This is a genomic window from Mycobacterium sp. E802 (assembly GCF_001666875.1).
Taxonomy (GTDB): domain Bacteria; phylum Actinomycetota; class Actinomycetes; order Mycobacteriales; family Mycobacteriaceae; genus Mycobacterium.
The window spans coordinates 42,032-65,123 of sequence record NZ_LZJD01000177.1 but is presented as its reverse complement, the minus strand read 5'-3'; the positions used below and the strand labels follow the sequence as shown (position 1 = coordinate 65,123).

Sequence of the window (23,092 nt, the reverse complement as noted above, 5' to 3'; positions counted from 1 at the left end):
AGAGTCGGTACAGGGGTGAAAGACCGACTGCGTGAGTCGAATGAGACGCCCCCAAGTGTCCTCCCGAACCCGCCCTTTTTTGCCCCATGACGGCCAGTGCCGCCTAGCGTGGTGGCATGCAGATCAGCCTCATCGCCTCTCTGAGTGAAACCGGTGGCCGCTCTCCTGTCGACGCCACCGTGGAAAACCTGGCGCGATTGCGTGACGAGGGTTTCCGACGCGTCTGGATGACCCAGATGCCCTATGAACCCGATCTGCTGACCGTGCTGGCGGTGGCGTTCCGGGAAGTCGACGGGATCGAGGTAGGCAGCGGGGTGATCCCGATCCAGAACCAGCACCCGATGCTGCTGGCACAGCGCGCGCTCACCCTCAGCCTGATCAGCGGCGGCCGGTTTCTCCTCGGCCTGGGCATGACACATGCCGCGGTCACCGAGGGCATGTGGGGCATTCCGTGGGACAAGCCGGTCCGACGGCTCCGTGAGTACCTGGACGGGCTGCAACCCCTGCTGAATGGCGAGCCCGCCGACGCACCCGGTGAAACCGTCACCACGCGCGGTGCGCTGCAGATCCCGGGGGCGTCCGCGCCGGACGTGTACATCGCCGCGCTGGGGCCGCAGCTGCTCAAACTCGCCGGCAAGCGCACCGCAGGCACCGTCACCTGGATGACGGGGCCGACCACGCTGGCCGAGCACGTCGCCCCGACCCTGCGCGAGGCTGCCGGAGACCGGCCGGTCCGGGTCGTCGCAGCGCTTCCGGTCAGTGTCACCGACGACGTCGACGGTGCCCGCGCCCAGGCCGCCAAACAGTTCGCGATGTACGGGCACCTGCCGTCCTACCGGGCCATGCTCGATCGGGAGGGTTACGCCGGCCCGGAGGATGCGGCCATCATCGGCGACGAAAGCACCGTGGCGGAACGCATTCGGTCACTCGGCGAGATCGGTGTCGACGAGTACGTCGGGGTGGTGTTCGACGCGTCCGCCGAGACCAGGGCTCGCACCCGGGCCCTGCTGCGCACCCTCGATTCCTGACCGCGAGCAGACACAAACCCTTACCAAATCCCGTGATTTGGTAAGGGTTTACGTCTGCTCGGCAGGCTCCGGATCGAGCAGCTTCCGCACGGAGGTCCGGGTCCCGTAGGGCCGCAGCATCCGGCTGGCCGGACGCGGCCGCACGATCTGGGGCCACCAGAACCACCGGCCAAGCAGCGCGGCGATGGACGGGGTCATGAACGACCGCACGATCAACGTGTCGAAAAGCAGACCGAGACCGATGGTGGTGCCGATCTGACCGAGCACGATCAGATCGCTGAAGATGAACGAGGACATCGTGAACGCGAACACCAGGCCGGCCGCGGTCACCACCTTGCCGGTGCCGGCCATGGCCCGGATGACGCCGGTTTTCAGTCCGGCTCCGATCTCCTCTTGGAACCGCGAGATCAACAGCAAGTTGTAGTCGGCGCCGACCGCCAGCAGCAGGATGATCGCCAGCGCCAGCACGATCCAGTACAGCGGAATGCCGAAGATATACTGCCACACCAGAACTGACAGACCGAACGACGCACCCAGCGACAGTGCCACCGTGCCCACGATGACGAACGCGGCCACCAGGCTGCGGGTGATGAACATCATGATGAGCAGGATCAGCGCCAACGCCGCCAGCGCCGCGATGATCAGGTCGTAGCGGGCGCCGTCCTGAATGTCCTTGTAGGCAGACGCGGTTCCGGCCACGTAGATCTTGGCGTCCGACAGGGGAGTGGCCTTGATGGCATCGAACGCGGAGTCCTTGATCGCGTCGATGTGCGAGATGCCCTCGGGGGTGGCGGGTGTGCCCTCGTGCGTGATGATCATGCGGGCGGCCTTGCCGTCGGGAGAGAGGAACAGTTTCAGGCCACGCTTGAAGTCCGGATTGTCGAAGGCTTCTGGCGGTAGATAGAACGAGTCGTCGTTCTTGGCGGCATCGAACGCCTGCCCCATCGCGGTCGCATTCTGCAGGGCCTCCTCGGACTGCGCGTTAGTGCCGGCGGTGGTGGCGTAGTTCGACAGTGTGAGGTCACGGTTGCGTTCCTGGATCGCGATCTGCGGCGGCAGCAACGCGAGCAGTTGCGGTTGCAGCGCGTCGAGCTTGTCCAGGCTGGCCGTGATCTGTCCGAACTGGTCGCTGAGTTTGTCGATGCCGTCGAGCGCGTCGAACACCGATCGCAGTGCCGCGCACATCGGGATGTCGAAACAGTGTGGCTCCCAATAGAAGTAGTTTCGCAGCGGCCGGAACTGGTCGTCGAAGTTGGCGATCTTGTCGCGCAGATCGTTCACGATCGCGACGGTGTCGTGGAACGCCTGGGTCTGCTCATGGGTGGCATCGGCACTGGCCTGCTGCAGCGTGACCTGCCGTTTGAGGATGTTGATGGTGTTGGACAGCTCGTTGGCCTGCTTGAGCAGATCGGCGGCACGGTCCTGCTGATAGCCGAGATTCATGATCTGGCTGGCGCTTTGGGCGCTGATCTGGAACGGGATCGAACTGTGTTTGATCGGGGTTCCCAGCGGTCGGGTGATCGATTGCACCAGGGAGATGCCGCGGGTGTGCAGAACGGCCTTCGCGACCCGTTCGAGGACCAGCATGTCCGCCGGGTTGCGCATGTCATGATCGGTCTCGATCATCAGCAACTCGGGGTTGAGCCGGGCCTCGGAGAAGTGGCGCGCGGCGGCCGCGTAGCCGATGTTCGCCGGGGCCGATTCCGGTAGGTAGGGCCGGCCGTCGTAACTGGTCTTGTATCCCGGCAAGGCGAGCAGGCCGATCAGTGCGATCAGGCACGACACCACCAGGATGGGCCCGGGCCAGCGCACGATGGCGGTGCCGATCCGACGCCAACCTTGGTTCCGCGCTTTACGTTTCGGCTCCAACAGACCGAAACGGCTGAAGATGGTGAGCATGGCGGGGCCCAGGGTCAAGGCGGCGGCCAGCGTGACGAGCACCCCGATGGCCGCGGGCACACCGAGGGTCTGGAAGTAGGGCAGCCGGGTGAAATGCAGGCACGCCACCGCCCCGGCGATGGTCAGCCCGGAGCCGACGATGACGTGCACCGTGCCGGCGAACATGTCGTGATAGGCGGTTTCGGAGTCCATGCCGCGGTTACGCGCTTCGTGGTACCGGCCGACGATGAAGATGCCGTAGTCGGTGCCGGCGGCGATCGCCAACAGGGTGAGCAGGTTCGTCGAATAGGTGGACAGCCCGATGATCCCGGAATGGGCCAGCGCGGCCACGACGCCGCGTGCGGCCGCCAGCTCGATGAGCACCGTGACGAGCATGATCAGCATCGTGGTCACCGAGCGGTAGACGACCAGCAACATCACCGCGATCACCAGAAAGGTTATGCCAGTGACCTTTTCGGTGCCCTTGCTGCCGACTTCGAAGTTGTCGGTGATGAGTGGCGCGGCGCCGGTGACGTAGGCCTTGACCCCGGGCGGAGGGGGGACACTGGCGACGATGTCGCGGATGGCGTCGACGGATTGGTTGGACAACGCCTCGCCCTGGTTGCCGGCGAGATAGACCTGCACCAGCGCGGCCTTGCCGTCCTTGCTCTGCGAACCGCCTGCGGTGAGCGGGTCGCCCCAGAAATCCTGGATGTGTTCGACGTGCTCGGTGTCCGCGGCCAGTCGCTTCACCAGGGTGTCGTAGAAGCGGTGCGCCTCGTCGCCCAACGGTTGGTCGCCTTCGAGCACGATCATGGCCGCGCTGTCGGAGTCGAACTCGTCGAAGACCTGGCCGATGTGGCGCATCGCCTGGGTTGACGGTGCGTCGGGCGCGTTGAGCCCCACCGAGCGGGCCGCGCCGACGACTTCCAGTTGGGGCACAAGGATATTCGTCAACGCAGCGACGAGGACCCACAGCAGCAGGATGGGCACGGCGAGCGCGCGAATGGTGCGGGCGGTGCGCGACCCGACTGCACCGTCGGATCCGTGGCCGCTCATGCGGATTTGTCCAAGCAGGCGATGTAACCGTTCACGTTGTCGGTGGACCTTTCGTCCTTGACCACACCATTGACGGTGATGCGGCACCCGATGTACTCGCCGTCGCCCTGCGCGCGCAGATCGGCGAACAGCGTCGGATCATCCGTCACCAGCATCTGTGACCACGGCAGCGTCACGTCCTCGGCCCGCTGGGGTTGTGCGTCGATGTCGAGGTAGTTGACGGTGGCAACCGATCCGGGGGATCCGAACACTTCGAACAGCACGCGCTTGGGGTTGTAACCGGTGTTCTCCAAGGTGTCGGCACTGGGCCGGGACACCTCGTTGTCCGAGCCGAATATGCCGTGGAGGCGGCTGACGGTGAAGGCGACGACCGCCACCACGAGCACGGCAACGATCACCATCCAGCGTCGCCTGATCAGTCTGCCTACCGAGATCCCCTGCATCTCAGAGCCTTTCGAGAACCAGCGCACCCCGCGCCTTGAGGCGGGGGACTCGGCCGTTCCAAGCGCCTGAACGGTACCGTACGGTACAGTTTTTGATAGGGCAATACCCACGGGTGAAAGGTTCTCGGTGATTTCCACGTCGACAGCGCACGAACTTCCGGCCTCGCAGTGGACCGAGCGGGAAGTCGAATTGCTGTCGGTGACGCTGCGGCTCCTGCAGCAGCACGGCTACGACCGGTTGACCGTGGAAGCTGTGGCGACCGAGGCGAAGTCGAGCAAGGCGACCATCTACCGGCGGTGGCCGTCGAAGACGGAACTGGTGCTGGCGGCGTTCATCGAGGGCACCCGGGTCCAGCTGGTGGCGCCTCGGACCGGTTCATTGCGCACGGATCTTCTGAGTATCGGGGCGTCGGTGTGCGCTCAGGCGCGTCAGCACGGCAGCACGATGAGCGCGATCATGAGCGAGATCGCGCACAGCCCGGAATTGAGTGCGGCACTACAGCAGCAGTTCGTCCTCGAGCGCAAAAAGCTGATGACCGACGTTCTGACCGAGGCGGTCGAGCGCGGCGAGATCGATGCCGCCGCCATCCACGACGAGCTCTGGGATGTGATGCCGGGCTATCTGGTGTTCCGATCCCTGATCCCGGGCCGTCCGCCCACCGAGGAGACGGTGCGCGCGCTGGTGGACGACGTCTTGATGCCGAGTCTGACCCGGCTGTAGAACTCGTCGGCGTCAGCGGCGGCGCCACCACCACAGCAGGCCGATCGCGGCGAGCACAGCAACCACCGCGGCCGTGGGCACCGCGGGTTTGGCCTTGGCGGCGTCGGTGGCGGCGTGGGCCCGATCGACGACGGCATGCTTGGTTTCGGCCGCCTTGTGCTGGGCGCGGCCCTTGACGTCGAGTTTGTCGGACAGCGCGGCCACGGTGTCACCCAGCTCGCTGCGCGTCTTGTCGATGTCGGACTGCAGTTCGTCGATGCCCGCGTCGGGCCCGGGCTCGGGCGGAAGGCGGTCAGCGCCGGCCATGTCGTGCCTCCTTGAGCTCATCGAGATCCTGTTTGACGCTGTCCACTGACTCAGCTGCCCGCGGCGGCACCTGCTGGACCTGGTTGCGGCTGACCATCGCGGCCACTCCGGCGCCGAGGAACAGCACGGCCGCCACGATCACCGCGGCGGCCCAGACCGGCAGGACCAACGAGAGCGCCGCTACCGCCGCGGCGATGACGGTCGCCAGGCCGAGCACGGCCAGCAGTCCGGCGGCACTGATCAGACCCGCGCCGATCCCGGCGTGGCGTGCGGAGTCCTGGAACTCCCGCTGGGCCAGTCGGAGTTCGTCGCGAATCAGTCGGGTGGTCTGCTGCTGCAGTTGACCGAGGAGCTCCGCGGTGGATGCGTCGCTGATGGGTTTTGGTGCGGTAGTCATCGGTGGGACCTTTCCCCAGGCGTACTACTTCCCTCACAGCTGTGCCCGACGCGGGACCCGGCGAAACCTTCTGCCGATGACTGCGCCGTTACAACCGCCCACTTCGGGGTATCTGATTTGCAGGCCCGGCTAGCTCTCGTTCTCCGGGCCGTCGCCGATACGAGGAGGATCCGTGAGCAGAGGCTCGAAGGTGCTGTACATGCCGCTTTCGATGATGACGAGCGTGGCCGGAGGGTTGCTGGCCAGCGCGCTGTTCACCCAGATCTGGAAGCGCATCGACGAACCCAACCGGAAGCCGCCCGACCCGAAGGACCTCAATCGGTCGACCGCCAAGGCTCTGTCCGCGGCGGCCCTGCAGGGGCTGGTGTTCGGCCTGACGCGCGCTGCCGTCGACCGGGCCGGGGCCAAGGGTTATCGGGCACTGGCCGGCGAGTCGCCGGTGTGAGGTCGTGACAGCGCGTCCTGGAGTCGGTTGACGTGCTCAGTCGACCCAAGCGCGCCGGCTGGTCGCCCGGACGCGGCTGTTGGTCGCGTTGTGCGGCCCCGCGCAAGGTGCGGCGGGTGCCTGCCCGTCCTGCCGGCGACGGTCGTCGCGGTTGATGCGCCGGTTGAGCACCCGCTCGTCACGCTTGGTCAGCGTGCGGTTACGCCGGACCAGCAGATCCAGCTGCTGCCAGCTCAATCCGTCGAGTTCCCCATCGGTGTCGTGGGTGGCGACGACGACGCAGCCGCGCAGCAGCGGTACGGTCTTGGCGCTGAAAGTCGTTGTGGCCAGCAAGAGTTCAGTGGCACGTCGGTTGGCGAGACGTTGGCACCCGTGGCTTGACGGGCTGAACCAGAAGTCGAACTGCCGGTCGGCTGAGGTCAGCGATTGCAGTCCGTGGTCGTGGACGAGCTGGTCGATGTCGGCGGTGGTGTAGGCCCGGGTTTCATAGATGGCGCCATTGACGCTGAAATATAGGACGGTGTTCATGGTGATGGTCCATTCGACTCTTTCTTCTTGTGCGGTCGCGGGTCCGCTCCGCTGTTACTGAAGTTACCCATGTGGCAAATGGGATAAACCTCGATAACGATTCCGAAACGTACCGTTATCGCTCACAAGCCGAGTCGGGATCGGTCTGCCAGGTGCCCTTACGCTGCCGTTTGCGCTGATACAGGCTTCTGTCCGCGCGCTCTAAAAGTCGCGCGAACACCCGGATGTCCCCCGGCGGACCCACGGCAAGGCCGGTGCTGACGTATACCGGCCCGAGGTTGCCGAGGTCGTCGGCCATCGTGGCGGCCTGCTCGGCGTCCAAACCCGCGACCACCGCCACGAATTCGTCGCCGCCGAGCCGGCCCAGCACAGCGGAATCGGGCAAGGGGGAGCTCCAGGAGCGGGCCAGTTGGATCAACACGTGATCTCCCGCTGCGTGGCCGTCGCGATCGTTGACCGATTTGAAGTCGTCGATGTCGAGCAGGATCACCGCCAGCGTCTCTCCGCGCCGCCGGGCCCGCGACGCCAAGTTCTCGACTTCCCGTTCCATTCCGGTTCGGTTCCACACGGAGGTCAAAGGATCCCGCAGGGCGGCATCCAGGAGTGCCGCATGCAGCAGCCCGAGCACCTCGGCTGCGCCCACGATGGACACCGTGAAGAGCAGCAGCCACAGCGCCGGCACCACGGCGGGCGCAATCAGCAGGGCGGCCACGGACGCCGCCGCCAGTAGTGCCGCGATCACCCGCGCGGTGGAAGGCCGGTGCCAGCTGCGCACCAACACCGCCAGGAACATCAGGGGAATCAGCGACCACACCTGCGCCACCGCCAGACGATGCGTCAGCAACGCGGCGACGGGTGCGGCCGCCGCGCAGCCCAGCACCACGAGGTAGCGCGGCCCGACAATCGGCCCGCGCCCAGCGACGACCAGCCCGAGCCCGCACAACACCACCGCGATCCATTCGCCGCGCGCGTCATCCCGGCCCAACGATGTCACGGCGGCCAGCAGATAGAGCACCAGCAGGATCGCCAGGTAGCTCAACAGCATCCGGTGCCGGAGCACCTCACCGAAACGTGGCACACCGCAATTCTGGACCCTGCCGGCGGCCCGGTCGGTCAGCTCTGCGATCTCACCCCGTGAAGCGCCCACACCGTCAGATAGGCCAGCCCGAAAAACGCCGCAACGGCCACTGCCACGCCCGTCGACTGGACGTAGGACAGCGGGGAGCGCATCCATTCGAACGTCGCCGCGACCACCGCGTCGGGGCGGGTGACCAGGTCCCAGGAGTTCCACCGCTGGAACCGGCCGATCACCACGCCGACCGCGCACAGGGCCACCGATGCCACCGCGGCCAGCCAGCCCCAGAACGCACCGAACTCGTCGTCCAGTCGCCGATGCACGAGCAGTAGCGACACCACGCCCAGCAGCACGCCCGTCCACGCGGCGAACCCGTATTGCAGCACGTGGCGCCACAATTCGTAACCCTCACCGAGATGCACCAGATCGGTGACCAGGTAGGGCGCATTCGGCAGGAACGCCAGCCAGACGAGGCCGAGGGGCAGCAACCACAGCCGGCGCTCCACCAGATCGAAGGCCACCGCGCAGATCATCGGGATCCAGGCCAGGACCAGATTCCACACCAGGAACTTGGTCGGGTACGACATCGGGGCGGCCGGATCGGTGATCCCAAGAGCGAGGGTCAGCGCCGTCGTCGCCATCAGCGAGACGACCAGCAGGATGCCGCGGGCTTCGGTCATGTGATCAGTGTGCCTGGTCGCGTCACGGTTGCCGCCCGAGCGCGCGAAAACCCCCAATTCCGCAGGGAAAAGGGGGCTTTCGCGCTACTCGTGAGGTCTAGAACGCAGCCTCGTCGAGTTCCATCACCTCGTTGTCGAGGGTCTCGATGACCTGACGGGTGCTGCTCAGCAGCGGCAGCATGTTCTTGGCGAAGAACGACGCGGCCGCGATCTTGCCTTCGAGGTAGCTGCGCTCGTCACCGGTGGCGCCGGCGTCGAGCTTCTCGATCGCCACCGCGGCCTGGCGAGCCAGCAGCCAGCCAAGCAGCAGGTCGCCGACCGACATCAGGAAGCGCACCGAACCCAGGCCCACCTTGTAGATGCTGGCCTGGTCCTCCTGCGCGGCCATCAGGTAGCCGGTCAGAGAGGCGGCCATGCCCTGCACGTCCTCCAGCGCGGTGGCCAGCAGGGCGCGCTCGGTCTTCAAGCGGCCGTTGCCGGTCTCGTTCTTGATGAACTGCTCGATCTCACCGGAGACGAAGGCCAGCGCCTGGCCCTTGTCGCGGACGATCTTGCGGAAGAAGAAGTCCTGCGCCTGGATGGCGGTGGTGCCCTCGTAGAGCGAGTCGATCTTCGAGTCGCGGACGTACTGCTCGAGCGGGTAGTCCTGCAGGAAGCCGGAGCCACCGAAGGTCTGCAGCGACTCCTGGCCCAGCAGGACGAAAGCCCGCTCGGACCCGCAGCCCTTGACGATCGGCAGCAGCAGGTCGTTGACCTTGTGCGCCAACTCGGGCTCGATGCCGTGGACAGCCTTGGCGACGTCCTCGTCCTGGAAGGTCGCGGTGTACAGGTAGACGGCGCGCATGCCCTCGGCGTAGGCCTTCTGGGTCATCAGGCTGCGACGCACGTCGGGGTGATGGGTGATGGTGACGCGCGGAGCGGTCTTGTCCATCATCTGGGTCAGATCGGCGCCCTGCACCCGCTCCTTGGCGTACTCCAGCGCGTTGAGGTAACCGGTCGACAGGGTGGCGATGGCCTTGGTGCCCACCATCATTCGGGCCTGCTCGATCACGTCGAACATCTGCGCGATGCCGTTGTGAACCTCGCCGACGAGCCAGCCCTTGGCGGGCGTGCCGTGCTGACCGAAGGTGAGCTCACAGGTGGTCGAGACCTTCAGGCCCATCTTGTGCTCGACGTTGGTGACGAAGACGCCGTTGCGCTCGCCCAATTCGCCGGTCTCGAAGTCGAAGTGGTACTTCGGCACGAAGAACAGCGACAGACCCTTGGTGCCCGGACCGGCGCCCTCGGGGCGGGCCAGCACCAGGTGCATGATGTTCTCGAACATGTCGTCGGAGTCGGCGGAGGTGATGAAGCGCTTCACGCCGTCGATGTGCCACGAGCCGTCCTCCTGCTGGACGGCCTTGGTGCGGCCGGCGCCGACGTCGGAGCCCGCGTCGGGCTCGGTGAGGACCATGGTGGCGCCCCAGCCGCGCTCAGCGGCGAGCACGGCCCACTTCTTCTGCTCGTCGGTGCCGTTGTTGTAGAAGATCTCGCACATGCCCGCGCCCATCGCGTACATGTACGCCGCGGGGTTGGCGCCGAGGACGTGCTCGATCACGGCCCACTGCAAGGCGCGCGGTACCGGCATACCGCCGAGTTCCTCGGACAGGCCGACCTTGTCCCAGCCACCTTCGAGCAGCGCGCGCATCGACTTCTTGAACGACTCGGGCAGCTTCACGCTGTGGGTCTTGGGATCGAACACCGGCGGGTTGCGATCGCCATCGGCGAACGACTCGGCGATCGGTCCCTCGGCCAGACGGGCGATCTCCGCGAGCATCTCACGCGCCGAGTCCTGGTCGAGATCGGCGAACTTGCCGGTGCCGAACACCTTGTCGATGCCGAAGACGTCGAACAGGTTGAATACCTGGTCGCGGACATTGCTCTTGTAGTGGCTCACTTTTCCTCCTCGTGAGAATGCCACCTGAGGTTGGGTACTTCGGATAAGTTACCCACCAGTAACTGCGGCTAACTATACCGTTCAGTAACTTCAACGCAAAGAAACTCTGAGCAATTTCTGGCAGCTAACCAACCCAGCGGTTGATCGAGGTTTGTAGCCCCTCGTCACAGCGCCGCTGACCTGTGGTTTTGGTTCATTGTGACGATCCTCACGAATCTGGCCACTAGGGTGACCGGATGCGTCGAATCGCGGTGTGGGGCACGGGAAACATGGGCGCGACGGCGATCAGATCGGCTACGGCGTTCCCGGGCCTGCAACTGAGCGCGGTCATCACGTCGTCCGAGGACAAAGCTGGTCGTGACGCCGCGGCGTTCGCCGGGCTCGACGCCCCGACCGGCGTCATTGCCACCACCGATGTCGACACGGCGCTTGCCCAGTGCGACGCCGTTGCCTACATGGCCTCGGGTGACATTCGCCCCGACGAGGCCATCGCCGACATCGAACGGTGCCTGCGGTCGGGTGCGCACGTCGTGACGCCGTCGCTCTACTCCCTCTACGACCCGGTCTCGGCGCCGGCCGAATGGGTCGAGCGGCTGACCGCCGCCGCGGTCGAGGGATCCGCGACGCTGCTGGTCAGCGGCGTGGACCCGGGTTGGGGCAACGATGCCCTGGCCGTGACCGCCGCCAGTTTGTGCACCCGGATCGACACGATCCGCTGCCAGGAGATCTTCGACTACTCCACCTACAACCAGCCCGAGGCCGTGCGGGTGCGCTGCGGGTTCGGCGGGTCGATGGACGAGGTGCCGCTGATGCTGTTGCCCTCGATCCCGACGATGGTGTGGGGCGGAAACGTTCGGATGATCGGCCGCGGGCTCGGGCTGGAGATCGACGAGATCACCGAGGATGTGCAGCGCAGACCGCTCGACGAAGCGATCGACACCGTCATGGGCCGCTTCGAGCAAGGCACTCAAGGTGCCTTCTGGCTCAAGGTGATCGGCTGGTCGAATGGCCGACAGCGCATCGTCATCGACCACATCACCCGCATCCACCCGTCCTGCGCCCCCGACTGGCCACAACCCGACGAAGGTGTCGGCGACCACCGGGTGATCATCGACGGCGATCCGCAGCTGACCATCGTCACCCGCGCCGACGTACCCGGCGGGACTCGTGCCGACGGCGGCAACACCACCGCGGCCAACCGGCTGCTCGGGGCCGTCAACTGGCTGGCCGAACAAAAGCCGGGCATCTACGACGGGCTCGACGTGCCACTCCATCAACCGCTGCCCGCCGAGGTCGCCGCCACCCGCTGGGTCACCTCACCTGCCGAGCAGACGTAAACCCGTAACAAATCAAGGGATTTGGTACGGGTTTACGTCTGCTCGCGGGGCTAGTCTGCGGCCGGGGCCTCCGTGGGGGCCTCCGGGGAGGGCGCCGTTTCCGGCGAATCCGCCGCGTCCGCATCGGGCAGCTGGCCCACCAGATATTCGGCGAGGCCGCCGATGGTCGGGTAGTCGAACACCGCCGTGGCGTTGAGCGTGAACTTTCCGCCGAACTGGCTGTGCAGCCGGTTGCGAAGCTCGATCGCCATCAGTGAGTCCGTGCCGAGATCCAGGAACCGGCTGGTCGCCGCCGGCGGTTGGGCCAGGCGCAGGAAGTTCTGCACCTCCTTCTGCAGGAACTCGGTGACGAACCCGGCCCGCTGCGGCACCGGGATCTCGAGCAGCTGCTTGAGCACCTCGCTGTCACCGACAACCTCTCCCGCGGCACTCGGCAACACGAGGTCGAGGATCGGCGGACGCGAACTGCCCAGCACCTTCGCGGCGCGTTGCCAGTTGGCTTTGAGCACGATGGCCTGACCGGTTCCGTTGGCGACGACCTCGGCGAGCGCGGCCAGCGCCGCCGAAGGATCCAGCGGAATCAGGCCTTGCGCACTGATGTTCGCCGTCGCGGCCTCCGACGAGGCCATGCCGCCCTGAGCCCACGGGCCGAAGTTGACGCCGGTGGCCGGCAGACCCTGCGCCCGACGCTGTGCCACCAGGCCATCGAGCCACGCATTGGCTGCCGCGTAATTCGACTGTCCCGGTGAACCGAACAGGCTGGACACCGACGAGGACACGATGAAGAAGTCCAGATCGTCGTCCCTCGTCAACCGGTCCAGGTGGCTGGCACCAAAAGCCTTGGGCGTCAACGTGGTCCGGAACCGCTCCAGGCTCTGCTGACCGAGCAGCGCGTCGTCGAGCACACCCGCCAGATGCGCCACGCCGGCCAACGGGGGCAACTCGATTCGGATCCGCTCCAGCAGCTTCGCCACCTCGGCATCGACCCCGACGTCAGCGGTGAAGACGTGAATGCGGGTCTTGTAGCGCTCGGTGATCTCCTCGATCAACGTTTGTGAGTCCGAGTCGGGCGCACGCCGGCTGGTCAGGACGATGTCGCCGGCACCGAGCTGGGCCAGATATGCCGCCGTGTGCAGGCCGATCGCACCGAGTCCGCCGGTGATCAGATAGCTGCGATCGGGCTTCGGCTGCAATGGATTCGGCATCTGCACCACGATCTTGCCGATGTGCCGGGCCTGCTGCATGCGGCGGAATGCCGCCCTGGCTTCGGTGAGGGGGTAGATCTCGGCTGGGAGCGGCGTCCACTCCGTTTCCGACGAGCGCTTGCGCGAGGAGTCGTCGGCTGGGGCCAGACCGTCCGAGATCTCAATGAGCAGATCGCGGATGCGATCGGGCTCGGTGAACATCACGGTGTCCAGCGCGACGATCTCGTAGGCGATGTCGGGCCGGGCCTCGGTCATCTGCTCCGATGACCAGATGTCGCGCTTGGCGATCTCGGCGAAGCGGCCGTTCTGGGCGGTGGCCCGCAGTGTCGCCTCGATGAACCCTTCGCTGGTGAGGCTGTTGAGCACCACATCCACACCCGCACCGTCGGTGTCGGCCAAAATCTGATCGGCGAAGTCGGTTGTGCGCGAGTCGTAGACGTGCTCCACCCCGAGCTTGCGCAGCGTCGACCGCTTGAAGGTGCTGGCGGTGGCGAACACCGTGGCGCCCTTGGCCTGTGCCATCTGGATGGCGGCCAGGCCCACACCACCGCTGGCGGCGTGGATGAGGACCTTGTCCCCGGGCTTGAGTTGCGCCCAGTCGAACGCCAGCCGGACCGTGAGCGCCGCGGCGGGAATCGTCGCGGCCTGCACCGCGCTGATTCCGTCCGGTATCGGTGCCAGGAACTGTGCCGGCACGTTGAACCGACTGGAGAACGCCCCCTGCATCGAGCCGTAGACGCGTTGCCCCACGTCGACTCCGGTGACGCCCTCACCCAATTGCGTGACGATACCGGCGAAGTCACCACCGATCGGTCCGGGATCACCCGGGTAGAGACCCAGGACGTTGAGCACATCGCGGAAGTTGAGGCCCGCCGCCTCCACGCGGACCTGCACGTAGCCCTCGTCGGGTGCCGGCACGTCCTTCTCGGTGATCCGCAAGTTGTCGATCGCGCCGCGCTCGGTGGGCGCCAGCACGTAGTCACCGCCACGCGGGACGGTGAGATGCCCGCTGCGCGCCCACGGCAACAACCGCGACGCCAGCAGCTTCCCTTGGCGCATCGCGATTTCCGGCTCGTCGACCGGCGTGGCCAACAGTGCTGCCAGCATCTGCACGGCCTCGGGTGAACCGTCGACGTCGACGAGCTTGGCGCGCAACGCCGGTTCCTCGTTGATCGTCGTGCGTCCGAAGCCCCACAGCGCACTCTGCACCGGATCGACCGGCTCACCGGACTCGGTGGCCACACCGCGCTCGGTGACGATCCACAACCCGCCGGGCAGTTTCTGTCCGCCCTGCACGGTGTGCACCGCGGACAGCAGATTCTCGATCTCGTTCTCCAGCCGGGCAGACGCGTCGGCAGCGGATTCGGTTGTCCCTGGCGCACCGGCCCGCCACACCACACCGGAGAACGGCAGGCCACGCTCCTGAGCCTGAGTCAGCAGCTGTCCCAACAGTTCCGGATCGGCGGCCCGGTTGACTGGGATGCAGCCCCGAATCTGTGCCGCCAGCTCGTCGAACCCGGCGATCAGCCAGGTGCCGGCGGCGGTTTCGGACCCGTCCTCGCTGGCGGGCGGAGGCGGCAATTCGTTCCAGCCGAGCGTGTAGAGCAGCCGGGTGGCGTCCCCGCCGAGGCCGCGCAGCAAGGCTTCCCGCGGCGCGCGTTTGACGGTGAACTCGCGAATCCCGCCGAGGTGACGGCCATCCCGATCCAGATACTCCAGATCGAACACCTGGGTTTCGCTGTCCAGGGCGCTCTCGTGCCACCGGGCGCGGCAGTAGAAGCGCCGCGGCATCTTCTCCTTCAGCGTCACCTGCCCGTACCGCAGCGGCAGGAACAGATCGTTCACACCCTGTTCGGCCGCGAGCAGCGCCGGGAAGGCCGGGAACGCCACACCGGTGCACAGGTCCATCAGCACCGGGTGCATCGGCTCGGTGCCCAGTTGTTCGGCGAGTTCGGCACCGACCAAGATGTCGCCGATCGCCTCACCCTCCCCGAGCCACAACGACTTCAGGGAACCGGACCAGGTCGGTCCCCAGGCCAGCTCCAGGTCGGCGAAGGTCTCGAACAGTTCCTGTGGACGCATCCGCTCCAGGCGTTCGATCGCCTCGTCCACGGGATCGCTGTCGGCAGCCGGCTCGTCGGCGGCGTCTTCCACACCGGACACGACGGTGCCCTCGGCGTTCAACGACCATTCCGCATCCCGCTCGCCGTACGGGCGGCTGTGTACCTGGAACGTCCATTCACCGCCGGTCTCCACGGGATGCAGCGTCAACTGCACCTCTCGGGAGCTCTTCTCCGGCAAGATGATCGGCTCGTAGAAGAACACATCCTTGGCCCGCGCCGGGGTGCCGACCGCGGCCAGCGCCATAGCCGCGTAGGTGGCGCCGGGGACGACGACGGTGCCGTAGATGACGTGATCGGACAGCCACGGTTGCGACTTGACGGACAACCGGCTGGTGTAGACCGAGTCGCCGGATGCGAGATCCTTACCGCTGCCGAGGATTCCGGAGCCGCCGGAGCCCACCCCACCTTCGACAGCGATCGCCCCGCCCTTTGGCCAGAAGCGGCGACGCTGGAACGGATAGGTGGGCAGTTCGACCCGTCGGCCCGGCCCGCCATGCACGGCGGCGAAATCGGGCCGGTGCCCGCCGACGTAGGCCGCGGCCAGCGCGTCGGCGATCTGACGGCGGTCATCTACGCCCTTGCGCAGCGAGACGATGGCTCGCGGCGCAGGGAGATGTTCGGGCCACACCTGCACCGCGGCCCCGGTCAGCACCGGCTGCGGACCGATCTCCATCAGCACCGAGCAGCCCAGCGCCGCCACGGTGCGCACGCTTTCGGAGAACTGCACGGGCTGGCGGGAATGGCGTCGCCAGTACTGGGCGTCGATCACGGTCTGGGCGGTGAGCACCGCGCCGGTGCGGTTGCAGACCAGCGGCAACGTCGGTGCCGCGTACTGGACTTGGGCCGCAAACGATTCGAATTCATCGAGCACCGGATCGAGTAGTTCGGAGTGGAAGGCGTGGCTGGTCTGCAGCCAGGTGCAGCGAATGCCCTCCTCCTCGAACCTGGCGACCGCCTTCTCCAGATCCTCACCCGGACCGGACAGCACGGTGTTGGGCCCGTTGTAGGCACCGACCGACACCCGCGGGAACTCGCCGGAGATCTGCTCGACCTGCTTGGGGTCGGTGAACACCGCCACCATGCGTCCACCCTCGGGCAGGCTGCCGAACAGTCGGCCGCGGTGGGCCATCAGCCGGGCGCCGTCCTCGAGGCTGAACACCCCGGCCACGCAGGCCGCCGCGTACTGCCCGACGCTGTGCCCCAGCACCACGTCGGGTTGGATGCCCCAGGACTGCCACAGCCGGGCCAGGCCCATCTCGACGGCGAAGAGCGCCGGTTGCGCATACGAGGTGTGCCGCAGCGTTTCCGCCGCCTCACCACCGGTGGCGAACATGACCTCCAGCAGCGGTTTGGGCAGGATGTCGGCGACTGCTTCGGCGCAGCGGGTCACGGTTTCGGCGAATACCGGTTCAGCGTCGAACAATTGACGTGCCATCCCCGGATGTTGACTGCCCTGACCGGTGAACAGCCAGGCCGTCGTCGGGTGATTCGTGTGCTCACCGCGGAGCACACCGGGTCGCGTGCGGTTCTCGGCCAGGTCGGCCAGACCCATGCGGGCGTCGTCGATCGAATCGACGACCAGCGCGGCGCGGTGCTCGAAGTGGGAGCGGCCCGTTCCGGCGGTCAGGCACACATCGGCGATGTCGACGTCCGGGTGGGCGTCCAGCCAGTTCTCGTAACGGCGGGCCAGGGACACCAGTGCTTCCGGTGACCGGGCCGACAGCGCAAGCACATTGGCGGTGGACTGCTCGGCGGGGTCGACGGGTGCCGGGTCGTCGCCCGCGGCGGGCGCCTCCACCGTGGCAGTCGGTGCCTCTTCGATGAGCACGTGGGCGTTGGTGCCGGTGAATCCGAAGGAGCTCACCCCGGCCCGACGCGGCCGGCCGTTGGTCTGCCACGGCAGCGCCTCGTTGACCACCCGCACCGACAGGGAGTCCCACGGAATGTGCGGCGACGGGTTGTCGAAGTGCAGGCTCTGCGGCAACACCTCGTTCTGCAAGGACAGCACAACCTTGATCAATCCGGCGGCGCCCGAGGCGGATTCGGTGTGGCCGATGTTGGTCTTCACCGAGCCCATCAGCAGGGGCCGGTCGGCGGCGCGGGAGCCGCCGTAGGCGGCCGCGGCCGCCTGGACCTCGATCGGGTCACCCAGTGGCGTGCCGGTGCCGTGCGCCTCGAGGTAGTCGACGTCACCGCCGGACAGTCCGGCGCGGGCCAGCACCGAGGTGATGAGCCGTTGCTGCGCACCGCCGTTGGGCACGGTCAGGCCGCTGGACGCACCGTCCTGGTTCACCCCGCTGGCCGGGATGACGGCGCAGATTCGGTCGCCGTCGCGTTGGGCGTCACTGAGTCTCTTGAGCACGAGGATGCCGCAGCCTTCGCTGCGCACGTAACCGTCGGCGGAGGCGTCGAACGTCTTGCAGCGCCCGACCGGGGACAGCATCCTGGCGCGGGAGGCGGCGATGACGGTCACCGGGCTCAGCAGCACGTTGACCCCACCGGCCAGGGCCATGTCGCAGTCCCCGGAGTGCAACGCCTGCACGGCCTGATGCACGGCCACCAGCGCTGAGCTGCAGGCGGTGTCCACGGCCACTGCCGGGCCTTCGAAGCCGAGGGCGAAGGCCACCCGGCCCGAGATGGCGTTGAGGGCGTTACCGGTGATGAAGTGCGGTTCGATCTTGTCGATCGGTTCGGCCGACAACAGGTGCGCGTACTCGTTGGCGGCCACCCCGGTGAAAATGCCGGTCCGGCTGCCGCGCAAGCTGGCCGGTGAGTACCCGGCTCGCTCCAGGCCCTCCCACACCGTTTCGAGCATCAGCCGCTGCTGCGGTTCGATCCACACCGCTTCGCGGGGTGAGATACCGAAGAACTCGGGATCGAATCCGTCGATGCCATCCAGGAATCCGCCGAAGCGGGTGTAGGTCTTGCCCGGGGCGTCCGGGTCGGGATCGTAGAACTCGTCGATGTCGAACCGGTCTTCCGGGACTTCCCGGATCGCGTCGACACCACCGGACAGCACGTCCCAGAACGCTTCGGGGTTGGGCGCTCCGGGGAAGCGGCACGACACCGCGATGATCGCGATCGGATCGTCGGTGCGCGAGGCCACCGATGCCGGTGCCGCCGCGGCAGGCGCCTGCTCACTGAGTCCGAGCACGTCGCCGAGCAGCCAGTCGGCCGCATCGGACAACCGTGGGTGATCCATCACCAGGGTGACCGGAATCTCGTGGCCCAGACCGGTTTCCAGGCGGCGCCGAAGTTCGACGGCCATCAGTGAATCCATGCCGAGGTCGAAGAACCCGGCGTCCTCACGGATCTCGGCAGCGTCCACGCGGGTCACCTCGGCCACGGCGTCGCGCAGGTAATCGGTCAGCAGCTTCTTGCGCTGCTGCACCGGCGCACTTGCCAGCCGTTCGACCAGCTGAGTCTTGCCGGACGCGGTGGCGACCCCGGCTGCGGACGACTGGGTGGGCACTTCGCGTTCCAGCTCCGCGAGGAACGCCCGCCGCCCGGCCTGCTGGTAGAGCGGTAGGAAACGCGCCCAGTCGACCCGGGCGATGACGCCCTGGGCCAGTCCCTGGGTCGAGCCCTGCCCCGCCGACGCCACCACATCGGCCAGGCCGGCCAGCGCGTCGGCCGGCGACAGCGTGCGGATTCCGCGCTGTTCCAGTCGTGCCCGGGATTCCGCGTCGGCCATGCCCGCCGACCAGGGGCCGAAGTTGACGCTGGTCGCAGCGACGCCGTGGTCCCGCAGCCGCCAGGCCAGGCCGTCCAGGAAGGCGTTGGCTGCGCTGTAAGCGGTCTGCCCGAATCCGCCCCACACCGAGGCGATCGAGGAGGTGTTGACGAAGAAGTCGAGCTTCAGGTCCGCGGCGGCCTCACTCAGATGCCAGGCACCCCAGACCTTTCCGGAAAAGACGCGGTCGACTTCGGCGTCGGACAGGTCGCTGATCGCGGTGGTGCTGTTCTCGCCGGCGGCGTGGACGATGCCGGCCAGCGGCGGCAGTTCGGCCCGCACGGTGGCGAGCAACCGTGCGACGTCGTGTGCGTCGGCGACGTCGGCGGTGATGACCCGGACGGTGCAGCCGTACTGCTCGCTCAGCGTGTCGATGCGCTGCTGAGCGGTCTCACCGGCCGGGCGCCGGCTGGTCAGCACCAGCTGTTTGGCGCCGTGGGCGGCCAGGTATGCGGCGACCTCCAGCCCGATGGCGCCGAGGCCTCCGGTCACGAGGTAGCTCGCGTCGTCGCGCAACGGCAGCGGTGTACCGCTGGGTAGCTGCTCACGCCGGACCAGCCGCGGAACGTAGACCGCGTCATCACGCAGCGCGATCTGGTCCTCGCGGGCGGCCGCATCCTGCGGCGTGGTCACCCGGTCGATGAGTCGCGACCACTCGTCGGCGCTGCCGTCGTGCAAATCGGCCAACCCGCCCCACAGCTGTGGAAGCTCCAGGGCCGCGGCCCGCCCGAAACCCCACAGGCAGCTCTGGTCCGGCGCCACGGTGTCGGTGTCGGTGACGCGTTGTGCGCCGCGGGTCGCCACCCAGATGGGGCTGCGCAGTTCGGCGGCCGCCGCGGCACGGAACAGCCGCAGCGTCCCGCCCAGGATCCGGTGCTGCATCCGCAACAACGACTGCATCGACGGTGCGCTCTCGGAGTCGACCGCCGCCACGTGCAGAACGTGCAGCGGCGCATCGTCGGCTGCCGCCGCACGCAACACTTCGGCCAGGTCTGCCTCGTCGGCCTCAGAGTCCGGCAACCCCACGAACCGGTGCTGGTGACCACGCGCGCTCAATGCCTCGGCCAGCGGTTGCACTGCCGCGGACTCCTCGCCGATCAGGATCCAGGTGGCCGCGCCGGCGGCCGGGCCGGACAGTGCGGCGGGGGACTTCTGCCAGCGGAACTCGTACCGGTCGTCGGCGATGGATTGTGTGGTGCGTTGGCGGTTGTGTTGGGCGGCAAGCTTGGTCAGCACATCCACGACCTGGCGGTCGCCGCTGTCCCCGCCGATCAGGGTGGCCAACTCGTCGAGCCGGCCATCCTCGAGCAGGCGTACGGCCTCGGTCCGCGGACCGCCGAGATGCTGGAGCTGGTTGGGGCGTTCCCGGTCGTCGCGGTACCAGTACTGGCGGTGCTCGAAGGGATAGGTCGGCAGGTCGAGCTTGCGGGCGTGGGCGGGGCGCAGCGCGTCGAAATCGGGCAGGTGCCCCAGGACGTACGCGTCGGCGAGGGCTTCGGTGATCTGGCGGTGATCGGTGGTGTTGCGGCGCAGCGAGGTGATCACCCGCGGCGCGGTGGCCGGGTCGGGCCAGGCGCTCAGGGCGGCCGCGGTGAGCACCGGGCGCGGGCCGATCTCCAGCAGCAGCTTGCAGTTCAGGTCGGCCAGTGTCTGCACGCTCTTGGCGAACTCCACCGGTTGCCGCGCGTGCCGGCGCCAGTAGGCACCGTCGAGCTTGACGCTGCGGCCCAGCGCGGCGCCGGTGCGGTTGTCGATCAGAATGCGTTGCGGGGCAGTGCAATCGACCCGGCTCGCGGCGGCTTCGAACTCGTCGAGGATCGGCTCGAGCAGCGCCGAGTGGAACGCGTGGCTGGTCTCCAACCAGTCACACCGCACGTTGTCGGTGGCCAAGCGGGCCACTGCCTGCTCCAGATCCGTTGCGGGCCCGGACAATACGGTGTTTGCACCGTTGTACGCGGCCACCGACAGGCTCGGGAACTCGTCGGTCAGGCCTTCGACCCGTTCCGCGTCGGCGAACACCGCGACCATCCGGCCACCGGCGGGCAGGCTGCCGAACAGCCGGCCGCGTTCGGCCATCAGCCGGGCGCCGTCCTCGATGCTGAACACGCCCGCGACGCAGGCCGCCGAGTACTGACCGACACTGTGTCCGAGCACCACGTCCGGCTCGAAGCCCCAGGACTGCCAGAGCCGGGCCAGTCCCATTTCCACGGCGAACAACGCCGGCTGCGCGTAAGACGTCTGTCGCAGCGTCTCATCGCTGTCCGGCCCGTCGACATCGAAAATGACATCCAGCAACGGCTTTTCGAGAATACCATCGACGGCGGCGGCACATTGCCGCACGGTCTCGGCGAACACCGGCTCGGTGTCGAACAATTCCTTGGCCATGCCGGGGTACTGGCTGCCTTGTCCGGTGAACAACCAGGCCGTCTTGGGCTTGTCGTACGATTCGCCGCGCACCAGGCCGGGGGCCGGGCGGTCGTCGGCGAGTGCCCCGAGCAGTTCGAGGGCAGACTCGCGTGAGTTCACCACCAGGGCGGCCCGGTGCTCCAGATGTGCCCGTCCGGCGCCCGCGGTGTGGCACACGTCGGCCAGACCGGCCTCCGGGTGCGCGGACAGCCAGCTGCGGTACTGATCGGCGAGCTGGACCAGTGCGTCCGGGGTGTGCGCCGAGAGCGGCAGGATGCTGAACTTTGCGCTCGACTGCTCGCTCGGTGTCGGGGCGACGGATTGCTCGGGAGCCTCTTCGAGGATCACGTGCGCATTGGTCCCGGCGAAGCCGAACGAACTGACCCCGGCGATCCGGGCCCGGCCGTTGCGTTCCCAGGGAATGGTTTCCTTCACCACCTCCACCGCCAGCCGATCCCACGGGATGTGCGGCGAGGGGTTTTCGAAGTTGAGGTGTTTGGGCAGCGTCTCGTTTTCCAGCGCCAGGATGACCTTGATGACGCCGGCGATGCCGGCGGCCGCCTCCAGATGCCCGATGTTGGTCTTGGCCGACCCGATCAGCAGCGGCCGGTCGGCTTCGCGCCCCGCACCGAGCACCGCGCCCGCGGCCTGGGCCTCGATCGGATCGCCCAACGACGTCCCGGTGCCGTGCGCTTCGAGGTATCCGACCTCGCTCGGCGACACGCCGGCGCGCCGGAGCGCATCGGCGATAACTTGTTGCTGGGCCACCCCGTTTGGCACGGTCAGGCCGCCTGATGCGCCGTCCTGGTTGATTGCGCTGCCGCGGATCACCGCGCGGATCCGGTCGCCGTCACGGACGGCGTCCTCGAGGCGTTTGATGACGATGACGCCGCAGCCCTCGCCGCGCACATAGCCGTCTGCGGCGGCGTCGAACGTCTTGCATCGGCCGTCGGGGGCCAACATGTGAGCGTTGGAGAACGTGATCATCGTCGCCGGGGTGAGCAGGACGTTCGCGCCGCCGGCCAGGGCCAGGTCGCATTCACCCAGCTGCAACGCCTGGCAGGCCTGATGGATGGCCACCAGTGACGAGCTGCACGCGGTGTCGACGGCGACGGCCGGCCCCTGCAGGCCGAGCCGATAGCTGATCCGGCCGGCGGCCGCGGCGTTCGACGTCCCGATGGCCATGTAGGCCTCGATCTCGGGATAGGTCAGCTCGTCGGATGCCATGCCCAGGTAGTCGTGAGTGGCCAGCCCGACGAACACGCCGGTATTGGATTTCGCAAGAGAAGTCGGCGCGGTACCCGAGTGTTCCACTGCGCGCCAAGCGGTCTCGAGCAAAAGCCGGTGCTGCGGATCCATCAGCCGGACCTCGCGGGTCGACATGCCGAAGAACGGCGCGTCGAAGCCCGTCACATCGTCGACGAATCCGGCTCGGCGGGTCACCACCTTGCCCGGTGCTCCGGGCTCGGGATCGAAGAATTCATCGACGTCCCAGCGATCTTCCGGAACCTCGGTTATCGCTTCACGGCCCTCGCGCAGAAGATCCCAGAATTGGTCGGCATCTTGGGCTCCGGGGAACCGGGCCGCATAGCCGACGATCGCGAAGCGTGGCGCGAGTTCGATTGGAAGATCGGCCGATTCCATGCCGGTGTACTCCTTGTATCGTCGGTCATGTCGCGGCCCGCAGCCGCATGTTTTGACCCCTGCGGCCACACGCCGCACGCCAACCCCCGTCGGACACTATTGCATGTGCATCGGTGACATGCGAGGGTGTTCCGGTCGAAGATTTGAC

The 23,092-nt window shown here is 67.3% G+C and carries 13 protein-coding genes; 4 read left to right on the top strand and 9 right to left on the bottom strand.

Annotation, left to right across the window (positions count from 1 at the left end):
• The first annotated feature begins 116 nt into the window (after positions 1 to 116).
• Positions 117 to 1,028, top strand: a complete 912-nt coding sequence (locus tag A5699_RS25690) for a TIGR03564 family F420-dependent LLM class oxidoreductase (RefSeq protein ID WP_067775866.1) — start codon at positions 117 to 119, stop codon at positions 1,026 to 1,028.
• A 48-nt stretch (positions 1,029 to 1,076) separates the two neighbouring features.
• On the opposite strand, the gene A5699_RS25685 is transcribed toward A5699_RS25690, so the two are convergent.
• Both A5699_RS25685 and A5699_RS25680 read right to left on the bottom strand, forming a co-directional pair.
• On the bottom strand, positions 1,077 to 3,965 hold the full coding sequence (locus A5699_RS25685) for an RND family transporter (protein ID WP_067775864.1): 2,889 nt from the start codon (positions 3,963 to 3,965) through the stop codon (positions 1,077 to 1,079).
• Positions 3,962 to 4,408 carry an MmpS family transport accessory protein gene (locus A5699_RS25680; RefSeq protein WP_067775861.1) on the bottom strand — a complete coding sequence of 149 codons (447 nt, stop codon included), beginning with the start codon at positions 4,406 to 4,408 and terminating at the stop codon, positions 3,962 to 3,964. The genes A5699_RS25685 and A5699_RS25680 overlap by 4 nt, the downstream gene beginning before the upstream one ends.
• A gap of 127 nt (positions 4,409 to 4,535) precedes the next feature.
• On the opposite strand from A5699_RS25680, the gene A5699_RS25675 reads away from it, so the two are divergent.
• Complete coding sequence (locus tag A5699_RS25675; protein WP_067775858.1) at positions 4,536 to 5,129, top strand: TetR/AcrR family transcriptional regulator; 594 nt, start codon at positions 4,536 to 4,538, stop codon at positions 5,127 to 5,129.
• Between the two features lie 12 nt (positions 5,130 to 5,141).
• Here A5699_RS25675 and A5699_RS25670 read toward each other — a convergent pair whose 3' ends face one another.
• Entirely contained in the window at positions 5,142 to 5,435 is a 294-nt protein-coding gene (locus A5699_RS25670; protein WP_067775856.1) for a DUF3618 domain-containing protein, read from the bottom strand.
• The gene (locus A5699_RS25665; RefSeq protein ID WP_067775854.1) at positions 5,422 to 5,832 is read right to left on the bottom strand and encodes a phage holin family protein; all 411 of its coding nucleotides are present in this window, start codon (positions 5,830 to 5,832) and stop codon (positions 5,422 to 5,424) included. The genes A5699_RS25670 and A5699_RS25665 overlap by 14 nt, the downstream gene beginning before the upstream one ends.
• Before the next feature lie 172 nt (positions 5,833 to 6,004).
• On the opposite strand from A5699_RS25665, the gene A5699_RS25660 reads away from it, so the two are divergent.
• Positions 6,005 to 6,277, top strand: coding sequence for a DUF4235 domain-containing protein (locus A5699_RS25660; RefSeq protein ID WP_175616177.1), 273 nt, complete (start codon positions 6,005 to 6,007; stop codon positions 6,275 to 6,277).
• A 36-nt stretch (positions 6,278 to 6,313) separates the two neighbouring features.
• On the opposite strand, the gene A5699_RS25655 is transcribed toward A5699_RS25660, so the two are convergent.
• The 4 genes from A5699_RS25655 to A5699_RS25640 form a co-directional block, all read right to left on the bottom strand.
• Complete coding sequence (locus tag A5699_RS25655) at positions 6,314 to 6,805, bottom strand: hypothetical protein (protein ID WP_067775848.1); 492 nt, start codon at positions 6,803 to 6,805, stop codon at positions 6,314 to 6,316.
• 115 nt (positions 6,806 to 6,920) lie between these two features.
• Complete coding sequence (locus A5699_RS25650) at positions 6,921 to 7,883, bottom strand: GGDEF domain-containing protein (protein ID WP_231965829.1); 963 nt, start codon at positions 7,881 to 7,883, stop codon at positions 6,921 to 6,923.
• Between the two features lie 35 nt (positions 7,884 to 7,918).
• Positions 7,919 to 8,560: a DUF1361 domain-containing protein gene (locus tag A5699_RS25645; protein WP_067775845.1), complete on the bottom strand. Its 642-nt coding sequence runs from the start codon at positions 8,558 to 8,560 to the stop codon at positions 7,919 to 7,921.
• A 97-nt stretch (positions 8,561 to 8,657) separates the two neighbouring features.
• Positions 8,658 to 10,496 carry an acyl-CoA dehydrogenase gene (locus tag A5699_RS25640; RefSeq protein WP_067775842.1) on the bottom strand — a complete coding sequence of 613 codons (1,839 nt, stop codon included), beginning with the start codon at positions 10,494 to 10,496 and terminating at the stop codon, positions 8,658 to 8,660.
• 236 nt (positions 10,497 to 10,732) lie between these two features.
• Between A5699_RS25640 and A5699_RS25635 the strand changes: the two genes are divergently transcribed.
• A complete protein-coding gene (locus tag A5699_RS25635; protein WP_067775838.1) occupies positions 10,733 to 11,833 on the top strand; it encodes a dihydrodipicolinate reductase in 1,101 nt (366 codons plus the stop codon).
• 50 nt (positions 11,834 to 11,883) lie between these two features.
• Here the strand turns inward: A5699_RS25635 and A5699_RS25630 are convergent, their stop codons facing one another.
• Positions 11,884 to 22,944 carry a type I polyketide synthase gene (locus tag A5699_RS25630; RefSeq protein ID WP_067775835.1) on the bottom strand — a complete coding sequence of 3,687 codons (11,061 nt, stop codon included), beginning with the start codon at positions 22,942 to 22,944 and terminating at the stop codon, positions 11,884 to 11,886.
• Positions 22,945 to 23,092 lie beyond the last annotated feature (148 nt).

Bases quoted from the DNA above. Each gene is read 5' to 3' on its own strand.
- A5699_RS25690 (WP_067775866.1), top strand. From the start codon at position 117: ATGCAGATCAGCCTCATCGCCTCTCTGAGTGAAACCGGTGGCCGCTCT.
- A5699_RS25685 (WP_067775864.1), bottom strand. From the start codon at position 3,965: ATGAGCGGCCACGGATCCGACGGTGCAGTCGGGTCGCGCACCGCCCGC.
- A5699_RS25680 (WP_067775861.1), bottom strand. From the start codon at position 4,408: ATGCAGGGGATCTCGGTAGGCAGACTGATCAGGCGACGCTGGATGGTG.
- A5699_RS25670 (WP_067775856.1), bottom strand. From the start codon at position 5,435: ATGGCCGGCGCTGACCGCCTTCCGCCCGAGCCCGGGCCCGACGCGGGC.
- A5699_RS25665 (WP_067775854.1), bottom strand. From the start codon at position 5,832: ATGACTACCGCACCAAAACCCATCAGCGACGCATCCACCGCGGAGCTC.
- A5699_RS25655 (WP_067775848.1), bottom strand. From the start codon at position 6,805: ATGAACACCGTCCTATATTTCAGCGTCAATGGCGCCATCTATGAAACC.
- A5699_RS25645 (WP_067775845.1), bottom strand. From the start codon at position 8,560: ATGACCGAAGCCCGCGGCATCCTGCTGGTCGTCTCGCTGATGGCGACG.
- A5699_RS25635 (WP_067775838.1), top strand. From the start codon at position 10,733: ATGCGTCGAATCGCGGTGTGGGGCACGGGAAACATGGGCGCGACGGCG.
- A5699_RS25630 (WP_067775835.1), bottom strand. From the start codon at position 22,944: ATGGAATCGGCCGATCTTCCAATCGAACTCGCGCCACGCTTCGCGATC.